The sequence below is a fragment of the Cohnella sp. GbtcB17 genome, from assembly GCF_019091135.1.
GTDB lineage: Bacteria > Bacillota > Bacilli > Paenibacillales > Paenibacillaceae > Cohnella.
This window is the reverse complement of the sequence record NZ_JAGXJW010000067.1, coordinates 16305-30882: the sequence shown is the minus strand read 5'-3', so window position 1 is coordinate 30882 and position 14578 is coordinate 16305. Positions and strand designations below refer to the sequence as shown.

Below are 14578 nucleotides of genomic sequence, written 5' to 3'. Positions count from 1 at the left end.
CTCGCATTATAAAGCGAAAGCCGCACATTATCTACCGTTTGCCGCCTTCTCCGCTCCTGGCGCCCATCTTCCGTTCACCCAGGTGATCAGGAACGAAATGCCGCCCAATCCGAGCAGGACGAGTACTTTGAGCAGCGTCTCCTCTCCTTGCAGGTCGAGGATCATCGCTTTCAGCGCCACGAGCACGAGAACCCCGGAGCCGAACCAGCGGAATAGCGGCTCCCTGCGGTACGCGCCCCAAAGGAACAGCAGCAGGGCGTAGACGCCCCAAGCCAGCGACAATGCCAGCCGAAGCAGCGTCGTCTCCCCGTTTGCCCAGCCGTAAGCGTCGAACAAGCCCGCGATCTGCACGGTCAGCAAGCCGCCGATGACGAGGTGGGCGCCGAGCGCGAGCGCATTCGATACCAGCTTGCGGTCCGCGCCGTCGAGGCCCACCGCCTGCCGTGCCGTCGCATAGTAGAAGCCCATTGCGGCCAGCAGAAGCCAGGACACGGCGCCCCAGTTCAGGAATGGGACGTAGACGCCGAACCAGTCGCCACGAGGCGTAGTCCAGGTCGTCGAGAACCAGTAGACGCCAACGATGAACCAGATCGACATGGAGAGCGTCTCCGGCAGCCAATGCTTCCGCTTTTGCAGGCGACCCGCCGCCGCAAGAGCGATCGCGACGCCCGACCACAGGAACACGTTCAGCATCGGTTTGACGGCCAGGCCGCTGCCTAGCAGATGAAGGGCGACCAGCACGAGCAACGCGCCGATCAGGCCGTGGCTTGCCGCGTAGGCGAGCGTGCGTCCCGATTGCCGGAGTACGAAGGCGGCAGCCGCGAGGAACAGCAGGCCGATGAACAGCAGCGTATAGCCGCCGTCCAGCTCCCCGTTCAAGATGATCAGCGCCCATACGCCGAACAGGATGCCGTTGGCAAGGCTCAGATACATATTTAATCCGTCGAAGCAGCGACCGAGCCGCATGCTGGCGATCAGGCAACCGAGATGATAGAACAGGAAGGCTGCCAGCGCGTACCGGATCGGCATGTTGAGCCAGCCGTCCGTCGACGGGACGAACCAGAAAAAGTAGATCGCGTAGAGCGCCCAGGTGCCGGCGAAAGCTATCGGCCGCAGCTCGCTCCAGCCCTTCGCGATGCTGATCGAGAAAAAGGCGGCGTTCAACACGAGCAGGTAAAGGAACAGCGCAAAAACCTGGTCGGTCTCGGGCAGCATCAGCATCGGCGACAGCAGGCCGCCGGCCAAGGCGATGCTCATGAGCAGCCGGGAGCCGAATCGCCAGGCGTAGGCGATCGCCAGCGCGGTAACGGTAATCATGCCGAGGAACACGGTCATCGTCGACCACAGGTCGTAGGCGATGCCGGCGAAAGCGAATGTCGCGTACAAAATGCAGGCGCCGAGACCGATGCCGATCTCGCCGGCGACGGCCCCCTTCGGCATTAGTGCGATTCGAACGCCGACCAGCGCGATGCCGATGCCTGCCAGCAGCCCGATGCCGATCTTCATCGGATCGGTGATCCAGCCGCGGTCGACCGTATAGCGGAACAGCGTGATAAAGGCGGTCAATACGAGCGCGACGCCGAGCAGGGATGTCCAATGCTTGCGCAGATGGTCGGTCATGACGGTGAACCCTCCTTGGGAGATGGGATAGCGTTTGGGAAAAGGCGATCGGCCAGCTTGACGGCGCCGAGCAGCAGCAGGCAGAGTGCCAGCGCCACGGCCTCGAGCTCGAGCAGGTACCAGGGCCACGGGCCGAGCAAGTCGAGCAGCGACGCCGAGGGCGGCTTACGGGCGAGGAACATGAAGTTGGTCCCTGCCAAGGCGTCGGCAATGGCGGCGGGCACCGCAAGCACCTGAAGCCAGCCGAAGGCGCGCAGGGCGGACCGCAGCGTCGGGCGGTAACCCTCCACGATCGTCATGTACAGGTTCGAGACGACGATGAGGATGTGGCCGAGGAAGAAGTGCGCGAAGCCGAACGTCGGAAACGGCGCCGTCAGGTCGGGCGTCGCCAGCGCCTGGGCCGCGCCAAGGATGCCGAGGAAAAACGTCGCCTCATACAGCCGCCGGCTGCCGGTCAGCACCATAATCGCGGTCAGCCAGATCATGAGGCTGCACAGTTCGAACGGCAGCGCGTAAATATCCCAGTCCCGCGTGATCGTGCGGTCGGCCAGCATTGCCAGCTCCACGGCGGCCGATGCCGCTGCCAGAACGAGCCTGGCCCGCTTCGAGCCCCGAAGCCCGCGCCGCTGCACGCACATCGCCGCGACGATCAGCGCCAGCAGCCCGAGCGCCGCCCAGTGCGACGCTCCGTACGGTTCGAACGTCATGCTCGCTCCCCCTCTCTTCACCTTCATTTTAGAAAATCAGGGCAAAAAAAATAGTACCAACTTTACGTGGTACCATCTTGGCGCTATCGCGATCCGTTTATTCCCCGGGGTCCAGCGGGCGTCCCGGCTCTTCCTTCGGCTTGAACAAGCCCATCTCCCGGACCTGCTTCGCCGCCTCTTTGGAGCCAGGTACGCCGAGCTTACGGAGGATGTGATTGATATGGTTTTTGACCGTGCGGATGGAAATGAACTGCTTGTCTGCGATCTGCGACTGCGAATAACCGCGATCGACCATCTCGAGCAGCTGCAGCTCCGCGGGGGTGATCAGGTCCTGGACCTTCTTGACCTCGAACTCCCGCTCCAGCGCCTTCAGGCGCCTGAACTCCTCCCGCATCCGCTCCGCGGCCGCCGGACTGATCGGCGCCTCGCGCCGGGCTGCGGCGCGAATCGCGTCGGGCAGTCCCTCGAAGTCGGATTTCAGTTGATAATCGATGGCACCGGCCTGGAAGGAGCGCAAAATAAGGTCCTTCTCCTCCATCGACGTCAGCATAATGACCCGCGCGCCCGCGGCGACGGCCGCTTCCTCCGCCAGCGCGACGCCCTCGGGCACGCCGTGCAGCATGATGTCCATGAGAACGACGTCCGGCCACGGTGCGTCCTCCGTCTCCTCCGTCCGCCCCAGCGCGTCGCGAACCCGGGCCGGATCGCCGCTCGCCAGCGTCACCCGAAGGTCCGGCTCCTCGCTCAGGTAAGAGACCAGTCCGCGTCGCCAATCCTCGTCGTCCTCCACGATCCATACGTTAACGGTTTGCATCCAGCCCCGCCTCCTTTAGGTTTTGCGCCGCCGGCGGCGCCGAACGGTCCGGCCGCGCCTGCACGCTTCGGAGCGGCAACGTCAGATACACGCTCGTACCCTGCCCGGTCTTGCTCCGAATCGCCAGCGACCCGCCGTGCTTGCGCATGACCTGATAGGCATAAGGCAGACCCAAGCCAAAGTTGGTGCCGCCGCCTTTTGTCGTGTAGAAAGGCTCCAGCGCGTGCGCGCGCTGGCTCCGGGTCATGCCCAGGCCGGTGTCCGTCACCTCGATGACGAGCTCGCGCCGGCCTTCGGACAGCTTCACCGTCAGAGTGCCGTCCTGCCCCTTGATCGCCTCCGCCGCATTGGCGACGATATTGTTCAGCGCCTCGCCGAGCTGCGCCGCGTCTACCTCCGCCAGCCACTCCCGCGCCGGCAGCTCGAGCCGCGTCCGCGCTCCGGCGAGCTGCGGCTCCAGCGCCGCAAGCGTATCGCGGACAAGCGCGCCGAGGCGGACGCTCGTCCGCCTCAGCTCCAGATCGCCGGTCCGCCGGTGAACGCGGGCGATCATCTCCTGCATGTGCAGCGACGCCGCCAGCATCGTCTCGATGTCCCGCAGCAGCTCGGACTGGCCGGTTTTTTCCGCGTACCGCTTCGTCTTCTCCCCGAACAGACGCAGCTTGCCCGCGTCATTTTTCATCGCGTGGTTCAGGATGGCTGTGCCCGCATTGACGGCTCGCCACGTCGTGTCCAGTCGGCGGCGGTCGACGAGCAGGCGGATACCCATGAACCCGTAGCTGAACAGGCCGATCAGAAATACAGCGACCGCCAGTGAGGCTACCCATGCATTGTATACCCACATGCGCAGCATGCCGAGGCTGGGCAGCACATAGCTCATGACCATGAGAAATAAAACGGGCGGCACGACGGCGAGACAGACGATCCAATAGGTCGGAGACAGCGGCGAGCGCCGGGGTCTCAGCAGCAAAATATGCGCCGCTCCGTACAAGATGTACGGTGCAGCCCACCAGACGACGATATCGAAGGAGATCGGATATCGCTCCGTGTACCCCGGCGTGAGCAGCAGGCAGAGCGCGATGGGCGCCAACAGCGCAAAGGGCAGCGCGCGCCGGAGCGCGGTAGGCATCCGCACGGGGCGGAACGCCAGCGCGAACAGCAAAAAGGCGTAAGGCACGCCATAGTAAGAAGCGACGGACGCCGCCGCCTGCAGATGATAAAGCGGCCGCTCCCAGCTTTCGCGGACGGCGCCCTCAACCAGCGCGGGAATGATGTTCAGATCGAGGACAGCCGCCAGCGCGCCCGTCCCGGCAAAGAAGGAGACGGCGGCGAGCCGCCGCGAAGCGGAGGAGCCTGAGCCCGCGGCCAGCAAAAACAGCGCCACCGCCCACAAGACCGGCCATACGAACAGCATCCTTGCTTCCTCCTCCCATCGTGGCCGATCTATCCCGGCTCAGTGGCCGCTGCTTTCGATGCCGTCCTCCAGCAGTTTGGCGGCCAGCTGCGTCCGGTTGCGCAGCCCGTACTTGGACAGCATGGCGTTTACATGCTTCTTCACGGCCGCCTCGCTGATGAACAGGGATGCGCCGATCTGCGCGTTCGTCTCGCCGATGACGAGCCGCCGGGCGACTTCGTGCTCGCGAGGCGTCAGCGGTTCCGGCTGCTTATGCTGTTCAGCAGTCCGTTCGGGCGAAGCGAACGGTTCGGACGGCACGTCGACGGCCGCTCGGGCGGTCGGCACACCGTCGTCCGGCGAATCGTCGGCGGCTTCGCCCGCCCAAGCGCCCGTACGGCGCAAAAACGCCCGCATGCCGTCGCCGCGCGTATCCAGCTCGTAAGTCGCGGCCGGCTCTCCGAGCCCGTAGTCCGCATGCGCGGCTTCGGGCACTTCGACAAAGCCCAGGCTGCGCTTGCTCAGCCGGTAATAAGCATGCGGCGGCGGCGACTCGACGAGCAGCGCTCCCGTCGCCGCCAGCTCGAGCAGCGGCTGCAGCATGGCGCTGCGCAGATCATCGCGCTCCAGCGTTTCGGCGTCCATCGCGTAGACGTACCACCCCTCCGTCCGATCCGGGTCGGCCGCGAGCGCGCGCTTCTTGTCCTCGGGCCACGCGGCAAAATAGGCACGCGACACCGGCAGCGCCGACAGCTCGCCGAGCGTGCGGCCGTCGATCGGTACGATTGCCGCGATGCCGGCGACACGGCCGTCGCGGTCGCGCAGCAGCCGGACCGCGCCAGGGGCCAGCGCGTGCAGCCGCTCGGGATCGAGGTGCGCGAGACGCCGTTGGGTGATGGTCTGCGGCAGCGCGAAGCGGAACATGGCGCCCGAGTCCGGGTCGCCGCAGACGACCTTCCAGTCGCGCGTCCCCTGACGCCGCCGCGCGATATAGCGGAGCGCCTCGCCGAGCGTGCCGGCGTGCATTGGCTCCCACTGGCTGCCGGCGTCCGCCGCATGCCGATAGTGGGCGCGCAGCACCGGGTTGCCTGCATGTCGCAGCAGCTCGCTCCAGGCCGAGCCCAGACCGCGGCCGCTCTGCAGCTCCGCTTCGATCTGCCTGCGGTAATAGGCGGCCGCGCGCGCCTCAAGCCTGGCGTACGTCTGCGGCATCGTCTCCCGCAGCCGGACGCGCAGATGCTCCCAGACGAACTCCTGAAGCTGCCATCCGCCGCCGCTGCGGCTCACGAACGAGAGCCGGCACAGCTCGGCGAACGCGGACGGCGAGAGCGTGCCGCCCGTCAGCTCGCCCAGCGTCTCAAGATTAAAGGTGCGCACGACAGACGCCGCATAGAGCGCCTGCAGCAGCGCTTCGTCCGCCACCTCCGCCAGCCAGGCCTCCCAGACCTGCTCCAGCGCGGAAGTCCCGGGCATGTGATCGGCGTCCGGTTGCGCAGCCGGCTCGCGCCAGTCCGGGCCCCGCTGCCGCTCCGCGACGCGCACGGGCGCCGGTCCTTCGGGCGCGAGCAAGGACAACGCTAGCGGGTGTCCCTTCGTCCGCAGCCAGACGCCGTCGATCGCGGCTTCGTCTGCCACGCCCCATCGCTCGAGATACGTCCGGATCTCGTCGTAGGACAGCTCGCGCAGCGGCAGGCGCACGATCAGCCGTCGCCAGGCCGGAAGCGCCAACCAGGCACCCTCGAGCGGCCGCCGGCCCGCCATCACGATGAAGCAGCGTCCCGGCAAGCGCGGAAAAAACGACTCCCGAAGCCAGTGATCCAGGCTCCCCAGCGACTCGCAGCCGTCGAGCAGCAGCACGCATCCGCCCGCGCGGTCCAGCTCCCCGATGGCTGCAAGGCAACGCTCCTCCAGCGACGAGCGTCCCGGTGCGTCAACGTCGCCGGAGGCGAGCGGCGCGGCCTCGTCGCCTAGCGCCGCCAGCAAGCGCCGGACGAACGCGTCACGCCCCTCCAGCGCGTCCCGGATCTGCACCTCGGCGGCCGCGCAGCCGGCCTGCCTCGCGATGCCCGCGTACTGCCGGAGCAGATAGGACTTGCCCATGCCGGCCGGGCCGTAGACGTTCAGCAGACGTTCCGCGCGCTCTCCCGCTCCGGCGAGCCAATCCGCGAAGTATCCGAGCTCGAAGGCACGGCCGACGAAGTGATCGTCCATCAGCCGCGCCAGCCGCTCCCCCATCGTTCCCGACATGCCCAAGTCCCCTTCCTTTTTTATCGAAAAGTATACTATCAATGTATCCGAAAGGATAGCGTCTCTCCCGCCTCGGCCGTGATACGCTCGGCTTAGCACAGCCGAAGGAGGCGTTCGAACGATGGAACCGATAGAAGCGATGGAAATAGTGCAAGCAGCGGAACGGATCGAAACAACGGACACAGGCGAGGCTTTGCGGCAGCGGCTCCTCCGCAGGGAGCGGATCAGCGGCTCCGAGATTTTGCTGCGCATGCTCCTGCTCGAAGGCGTCGAATGCGTATTCGGCTATCCGGGCGGGGCCGTTCTTTATATTTACGACGCGATGCACGGCAATCCGGACTTCCGGCATCTGCTGACGCGACACGAGCAGGGCGCCGTGCACGCCGCGGACGGCTACGCCCGGTCGACGGGCAGGACGGGCGTGTGCCTTGCCACGTCGGGTCCCGGAGCGACCAATCTTGTCACAGGCATCGCTACGGCGCATATGGACTCGGTGCCGCTCGTCGTCATCACCGGCAATGTCGCGACGTCGCTGATCGGCACCGACACGTTCCAGGAAGCCGATATTATCGGCATTACGCAGCCGATCGCGAAGCATGGATTTTTCGTCACGCAGGTCGAGGATTTGGCCCGTACGATACGCGAGGCGTTCGCGATCGCGGCGTCCGGCAGGCCCGGACCGGTCATCGTCGACATCCCCAAAGACGTATCTGCGGCTAGCGCCGAGTTCATCTACCCCGAGCAGCTCGATCTGCCGCCGTCCTTGCTGGCTCCCGTCCCTCCGGACGAGAACAGCGTCAAGGCGCTGGCCGCGGCTATCCGAAAGGCCGAGCGACCCCTGCTGCTCGCCGGAGGCGGCATCATCCAGAGCGGCGCTGCCGATGAGCTTGCGCAGCTGGCGCAGGGCGCCGGCATTCCCGTGACGACGACGCTCATGGGCATGGGTGCGTTGCCCGCCGACGATCCGCTGTGGCTCGGCATGCTCGGCATGCACGGCACGTATGCGGCAAATCAGGCGATTTTGCATTGCGACCTGCTCATCGCGGCCGGCGCGCGCTTCGACGACCGCGTGACGATGCGGCTCGACGGCTTCGCCCAGCGTGCCGCCATCGCGCATATCGAGATCGATGCCGCGGAGATCGGGAAGCTGGTGCAGGTCGACTATCCGGTTCAAGGCGACGCTCGCCTGGCACTGTCCGCCTTGAATCGCGCGCTGGATCTGGACGCTGCCGAGCGTCCCCGCGAGGCCGACGCCATCTCTCCCGCGGTTCGCAGTTGGCTGTCCCTTCTATCCGCGTGGAAAAAAGACTTTCCGCTCCGCTACCGCGACTCCGACGAAGTTCTGAAGCCGCAGTACGTCATCGAGATGATCGCCCGCACGACTGGCGGGGACGCGATCGTCACGACCGATGTCGGCCAGCACCAGATGTGGACAGCCCAGTACGGCCGCTTCAACCGTCCGCGCACGCTGATCACCTCGGGCGGGCTCGGCACGATGGGCTTCGGCTTCCCGGCGGCGATCGGCGCCCAGATCGGCAATCCCGACCGTCTCGTCGTCTCCGTCAACGGGGACGGAGGTATGCAGATGTGCGCCCAGGAGCTGGCCGTCTGCGCGATTCGCCGCATCCCGGTGAAGATCGTTGTCATCAACAACCGGACGCTCGGCATGATCAAGCAGTGGCAGGAGCTTGTCTACGAGGGCCGGTATAGCCACATCGACCTCGGCGGCAGTCCGGATTTCGTGCTGCTGGCCGAAGCTTACGGCGTGAAGGGGCTGCGCGCATCGAACAAGCAAGAAGCCGAAGCCGTCTGGGCGGAAGCGCTGGCGACGGACGGTCCGGTGCTCATCGACTTCGTCGTCGACAAAGACGAGCTCGTCTATCCTATGGTGCCGCAGGGAGAGCGACTGCAAGACATGCTGCTCGGAGACCCGGACTTGTATGGGGAAAAGAAGGAGGAGAAACAGTGAGCGACCGTCAATATCTGAACGTGCTCGTGCGGGACCGTCCCGGCGTCCTGCAACGGGTCAGCGGCCTCTTCTCGCGTCGCGGCTACAACATCGACAGCGTCACCGTCGGCACGTCCGAACGCGAAGGGCATTCGCGGCTCGTTGTCGCCGTGCGCGGCAGCGAGCGCGAGTTCGGACAGATCGCCAGCCAGTTGCGCAAGCTGATCGACGTCGTTTCGGTCTTGCCGCTCGGCGACCAACCCGCCGTGGCACGCGAGCTTATGCTCGTTCGACTGTCGGTACAGCCAGATTCAAGAGCGGCCGTCCGCGGCCTCGTCGAGACATTTCGCTGTGCGGTCGTCGACGTCGGTCCCGAGACGATGATGATCCAGGCCGTCGGCGACCGGGAGAAAAACGATGCGCTGCTCACCTTGCTTCAAGCCTATGGCATTTTGGAAGTCGCCCGTACGGGCGAGACCGCGATGTCGCGCTAAAACGATCTGCACGTCCGAACGCTAATCGCGCCGTCCTCGCGGCCGACGATCAGGCGTTCGGCCATGCCGACGAACAGACCGTTCTCGACGACGCCCGGTACGAGGTTCAACGTCGTCTCGAGCGCCGCCGCGTCTTTGATGATTTCGAAACGGCAGTCCGCAATGTAATTGCCGTTGTCCGTCACGTAAGGCTCATCCCCCTCGCTCAGGCGCAGCTCAGGGTGCCCGCCTAGCGCTTCCAGACGTCCCATCGTCAGCTTGAAGCCAAACGGCACGATCTCGACCGGCAGCGGGAATTTACCCAGCGTCTTCACGGCTTTAGAAGCGTCGGCGACAATGACCAGCCGTTTGCTGTGCGCGGCAATAATTTTCTCTCGCAGAAGCGCCCCGCCTCCGCCCTTAATCAAATTCAAGTCTCCGTCCGCCTCGTCGGCGCCATCGATCGTCAGATCGATGCCGCCCGGCGGAATGCCGTCCAGAGGCACCAACGGTATCCCAAGCGAAAGGGCCAGCTCTTCGGATCGAATTGACGTTGGAACTGCCGTAATTTTCAAGCCTTCCTTAACACGCCGTCCGATATCCATAATCGTCCAGTACGCTGTGGAGCCCGTCCCCAGTCCCACCAGCATTCCTTCTTCGACAAGCTTGACCGCTTCTTCGCCCGCCAATCGTTTCGGATCGATTGCCATATGACTCACCTTTCCCGCTCTCCTGATTTATACAAGCATTATAGCAAAAAGCGGCGGAGCACTGGCAGCTTCATAAGCTCCCATGCCCGCCGCCTTCCGGCAGTGCAGTCCGGTCCTCCCGGACGTGCACGCTTCGCGTCGATCTGCAATTAAAATTAAGCTTCAACCGTAGCCATTGCAGCTTCGGTCCGCGCACGATCCCGCTCCAACACGGGACCCAGGTATTTGCCGGTGTAAGACTTCGCGTTGGCCGCGAGCTGCTCCGGCGTGCCGACGCCCACGATCGTGCCGCCGCCGCTGCCGCCTTCCGGCCCGAGATCGACCAGGTAATCCGCCGTCTTAATGACGTCCAGATTGTGCTCGATAACGAGCACGCTCTCGCCCGAGTCCACCAGCCGCTGCAGCACCTGAAGCAGCCTGTCGATGTCATGGGCGTGAAGGCCTGTCGTCGGCTCGTCGAGAATATACAGCGTCTTGCCCGTGCTTCTGCGATGCAGCTCGGCCGCCAGCTTGACGCGTTGGGCTTCGCCCCCCGACATCGTCGTCGACGGCTGCCCGATCGTCATATACCCGAGGCCAACGTCAAGCAGCGTCTGCAGCTTGCGATGGATACGCGGGATGTTCTGGAAAAACTCCGTCGCATGCTCGATCGTCATCTCCAGCACTTCCGCGATGTTCTTGCCCTTGTACTTGACCTCGAGCGTCTCGCGGTTGTAACGCTTGCCCTTGCATATTTCGCAAGGCACATAGACGTCGGGCAGGAAGTGCATCTCGATCTTGATGATGCCGTCGCCCTTGCAGGCTTCACAGCGGCCGCCCTTCACATTAAAGCTGAAGCGTCCCTTCTTGTAGCCGCGCACCTTTGCCTCGTTCGTAATCGCAAATACATCGCGGATATCGTCGAACACCCCGGTGTAAGTCGCCGGATTCGAGCGAGGCGTACGCCCGATCGGAGACTGGTCGATGTCGATGACCTTCTCCAAATGCTCCAGTCCGATGAACTCCTTGTACTGACCCGGACGCACCTTCGCCTTGTTCAAGTCGCGTGCGAGCGTCTTGTACAAGATCTCGTTGACGAGCGTCGACTTGCCCGAGCCCGATACGCCTGTCACAGCCGTGAACACGCCGAGCGGGAACTTGGCGCTCAGGTTTTTCAGGTTGTTTTCCGTTGCACCCTTCACTTCGATCCAGCGGCCGTCGGGTTTGCGCCTCTTGAGCGGCACCGGGATGAATTGACGGCCGCTCAAATAAGCGCCAGTCAACGACTTATCGTCGCGCATGACCTCTTCGGGCGTGCCTTGCGCCACGACGGTCCCGCCGTGAATGCCCGCGCCGGGCCCGATATCGATCAGATAGTCGGCCGCCATCATCGTGTCCTCGTCGTGCTCGACGACGATAAGCGTATTGCCGAGATCCCGCATATGCTCCAGCGTCTTGATCAGCCGGTCGTTATCCCGCTGATGCAGGCCGATGCTCGGCTCGTCCAAAATGTACAGGACGCCCATCAAGCTCGATCCGATCTGCGTGGCCAGCCGAATGCGCTGGGCCTCTCCGCCCGACAGCGTGCCCGCAGCACGCGAGAGTGTGAGATAATCCAGTCCCACGTTGACCAGGAAGCCCAGGCGGCTGCTGATCTCCTTCAAGATCAGGTTGGAGATTTGCTTGTCCTTGGCGCTCAGTTCGAGCGCCTCGAAGAAGCTCATCGCGTCGCCGATCGACAGCGCAGTAACGTAAGCAACGTTCTGGCTGCCGACCGTAACGGCCAGCGCTTCCTTCTTCAGGCGCTTTCCTTTGCAGCCCTCGCAAGGCTTGGCCCCCATATACTCCTCGATAAACTCGCGGATGCCATCCGATGCCGTCTCCCGGTAGCGACGCTCCAGGTTCGGTACGACGCCTTCGAACTGGACCATCGCGTCGCGCGTATAGCCGAACTCGTTCTGATATTTGAACCGGATCTTCTCCGGCCCCGTGCCGTACAGCAGCAGCTTCATCTGCTTGTCCGTCAGCTCGGATACCGGCACCTTGGTCGGAATCTTGTAGTGGCTGCACACCGCAGCGAGAAACTGCGGATAATACGTCGAGGTGCTCCCCGCCCAAGCGGAAAAGGCCCCCTGCTCGATGCTCTTGCTCTTGTCGTGCAGCAGCAGGTCAGGATCGACGACCATCTTAACGCCAAGCCCGTCGCAATCCGGACAAGCGCCGAACGGCGAGTTGAAGGAGAAGAGCCGCGGCTCCAGCTCGCCCATCGAAAACCCGCACACAGGGCAGGCCAGATGAGAGTTGAACATCAGCTCTTCCTTGTCGATGATGTCCACGATGATCTGTCCGCCGGACAGCTTGAGCCCCGTCTCGAGCGAGTCCGCCAGACGCGTCGCGACATCCTCCTTCACGACGATCCGGTCGATGACGACCTCAATCGAGTGCTTCTTGTTCTTCTCCAGCACGATCGGCTCGGACAGATCCATGATCTCCCCGTTCACGCGCACGCGTACGAAGCCTTGCTTCTGAATATCGGCCAGCAGCTTCGTATGCTCGCCCTTGCGCCCCGACACGATCGGCGCCAAAATCTGCAGTCGGGTCCGCTCCGGATACTCCATAATCCGGTCGACCATCTGCTCCACCGTCTGCGAAGTAATCTCGATGCCGTGCTCCGGGCAATGCGGCTTCCCGATGCGCGCATAGAGCAAGCGCAGGTAGTCGTAAATCTCCGTCACGGTGCCGACGGTCGACCGCGGATTCCGGCTGGTCGTCTTCTGGTCGATCGAGATAGCCGGCGACAGTCCTTCGATCGAATCGACGTCCGGCTTGTCCATCTGTCCGAGGAACTGGCGCGCATAGGCGGAGAGCGACTCCACGTACCGGCGCTGCCCCTCGGCGTATATCGTATCGAACGCGAGCGAAGACTTGCCCGATCCGCTCAGACCGGTCAGCACGACAAACTTGTCGCGCGGAATGGTCACGTCGATATTTTTCAGGTTGTGGGCGCGGGCGCCCTTAATGACGATCTGATCGCTTCCCAAAACGTACAGCCTCCTGTCGTTAACGGCCTGGGCTCGCTCTCCGCGCCGCCTCCGTTCACGTTCCCATCACATAAGAATATGTGTTCTCATCTCATTATACTTGCCGACGAACTGGTTCGCAAATGGAAATCCCAACAATACGCGGCGTTCTTTGGAGAGCGCTACTCATGGGTCCTTACACCGATTCGACCGCCCACGACCCAAACAGTTGCTGTTTCTGCCGTTTCAACGTTATCCCCTTCGCTCAGGCGCGACTGTACGAAACACAAATTTCGCAGGCAGCTAATCCCCTATTCGACGTTTCATAGACCAATCCCAGCATCCTGTTTAGCCGACCTCAGCAGTCGAGCCCTTCGTTGAATAAGGGCCGTATCCGCCTTTTCCGAGATATCCCTCTCGATCAGGTCGCCCACCTCACTAGCTACTCTCGGATTTCGTAAATGCAGCGATCCATTCATATTTAAAAAGGGAAAACTTTCGCGACGCGAAGCTCCCTCACGAAACTTTTTGCTGCCTGAAGCTGGTTTTTCCCGTCCATCTCACAGATCGCACAGCTCTTCTCTTGTTTACCAGACCGCGCAGTGTCACTGTTCGAGTGATGCCGCACAAATTTAACAGCGTAGCAAACGCACTCGTGCCTGCGTTGATTCGATAACAAAATTCGTCCAGGTATGCTTGAAGATGCTTCGGACCGATGCCCCCGAACGTTCTGGCCAGCCAGCCGATCACCCCGCGCCAAATCAAACCGAGCTCCGTCACTCCCTCGCTATCGCTCTGTCTGACGATTTCAATGCTTTGGATCTCGGATTGAACATCCGTCACATGGCGCCAAAGGAAAGTGCCGTAGGACTCGACGTCGTATAAGCGCCGCCTGAATTGTGCGTGCGGTACCCGCTTAATCTTAACTTCGGCCACTTCGCCGGATTCAGGATCGATTGAAGCGCCTACAACTGCCGGCTGATCCCGTTGATCGGGCGGATCGAATACACCGCTCATAGCCGGACGCGCATAGAAATCGCCGTAAAGTCGCAATTCTCCTTTTAAAGGTTTCGATTCGTCCCAAACTTGGATGGCATGCCGAAGCTTGTGGTTGATTAGCCATGCCGTCTTGTAAGTCACTTGAATAATCTCTGCCAGGAGCTTGGCGGAAATCCCTTTTTGCATCAAATACAAGGCGCTGAACCACTTTACGAGCGGTGTGCGAGTCCCCTCCATTATCGTTCCGGCGGTCAGAGAGGTTTGATGATGGCAGACGCGGCACTCGTAAAGCCGATTGCGCCGGGAAGTAATGTGATAATACGCGGTTCCCTCGCAACGCGGGCAGCGAAAACCGTCCGGCCACTTAGCCTTGAACAACGCAATCTCGCAAGCATCTTCCTGAAATGCCGGCATTTGCTCGTAAATTGATCGCAAAGCGGTTCATCCTCCTCGTCGAAAACAAGAACGTTTGTTCCTACATTACCACGATCATCCAACGATTCATAGCGTCATTTTGTAACCGGATCGAGAGGGATATTGGTTAAACAGCTGCATCTTAAGCGCCCACCTGAGCCGAGGGGATATCGTTCAAACGCACTCAAGTCACGTTGTAACCTGTTCGGAGGGGATACCGTTGAAACGGCAGAAAAGCAATGTTGTAGACCGAC

Annotated in this window: 10 protein-coding genes; 2 read left to right on the top strand and 8 right to left on the bottom strand. The window is 62.7% G+C overall.

Annotated elements, in window-relative coordinates:
• Positions 1–27 precede the first annotated feature (27 nt).
• The 5 genes from KVT38_RS28230 to KVT38_RS28210 form a co-directional block, all read right to left on the bottom strand.
• Positions 28–1620: a DUF2339 domain-containing protein gene (locus KVT38_RS28230; protein ID WP_217597086.1), complete on the bottom strand. Its 1593-nt coding sequence runs from the start codon at positions 1618–1620 to the stop codon at positions 28–30.
• Complete coding sequence (locus tag KVT38_RS28225; protein WP_217597085.1) at positions 1617–2354, bottom strand: YwaF family protein; 738 nt, start codon at positions 2352–2354, stop codon at positions 1617–1619. Before KVT38_RS28225 ends, KVT38_RS28230 begins: the two co-directional genes overlap by 4 nt.
• Before the next feature lie 70 nt (positions 2355–2424).
• Positions 2425–3141: a response regulator transcription factor gene (locus KVT38_RS28220; RefSeq protein WP_217597084.1), complete on the bottom strand. Its 717-nt coding sequence runs from the start codon at positions 3139–3141 to the stop codon at positions 2425–2427.
• A complete protein-coding gene (locus KVT38_RS28215) occupies positions 3128–4555 on the bottom strand; it encodes a sensor histidine kinase (protein ID WP_217597083.1) in 1428 nt (475 codons plus the stop codon). Before KVT38_RS28215 ends, KVT38_RS28220 begins: the two co-directional genes overlap by 14 nt.
• A 39-nt stretch (positions 4556–4594) precedes the next feature.
• Complete coding sequence (locus KVT38_RS28210) at positions 4595–6781, bottom strand: LuxR family transcriptional regulator (protein WP_217597082.1); 2187 nt, start codon at positions 6779–6781, stop codon at positions 4595–4597.
• A gap of 139 nt (positions 6782–6920) precedes the next feature.
• Here KVT38_RS28210 and ilvB point away from each other — a divergent pair, with 139 nt between their 5' ends.
• Positions 6921–8750, top strand: a complete 1830-nt coding sequence (ilvB, locus tag KVT38_RS28205; protein WP_217597100.1) for a biosynthetic-type acetolactate synthase large subunit — start codon at positions 6921–6923, stop codon at positions 8748–8750.
• Positions 8747–9223, top strand: a complete 477-nt coding sequence (gene ilvN / locus KVT38_RS28200) for an acetolactate synthase small subunit (RefSeq protein ID WP_217597081.1) — start codon at positions 8747–8749, stop codon at positions 9221–9223. The genes ilvB and ilvN overlap by 4 nt, the downstream gene beginning before the upstream one ends.
• Here ilvN and rpiA read toward each other — a convergent pair.
• From rpiA to KVT38_RS28185, 3 genes are all read right to left on the bottom strand, one after another.
• Positions 9220–9912, bottom strand: a complete 693-nt coding sequence (rpiA, locus tag KVT38_RS28195; protein WP_254639631.1) for a ribose-5-phosphate isomerase RpiA — start codon at positions 9910–9912, stop codon at positions 9220–9222. The two genes, ilvN and rpiA, sit on opposite strands and share 4 nt — an antisense overlap.
• A 155-nt stretch (positions 9913–10067) precedes the next feature.
• Positions 10068–12932: an excinuclease ABC subunit UvrA gene (gene uvrA, locus KVT38_RS28190; RefSeq protein WP_217597080.1), complete on the bottom strand. Its 2865-nt coding sequence runs from the start codon at positions 12930–12932 to the stop codon at positions 10068–10070.
• A gap of 495 nt (positions 12933–13427) precedes the next feature.
• Positions 13428–14345 carry a transposase gene (locus KVT38_RS28185; protein WP_217597079.1) on the bottom strand — a complete coding sequence of 306 codons (918 nt, stop codon included), beginning with the start codon at positions 14343–14345 and terminating at the stop codon, positions 13428–13430.
• Between the last annotated feature and the right edge of the window lie 233 nt (positions 14346–14578).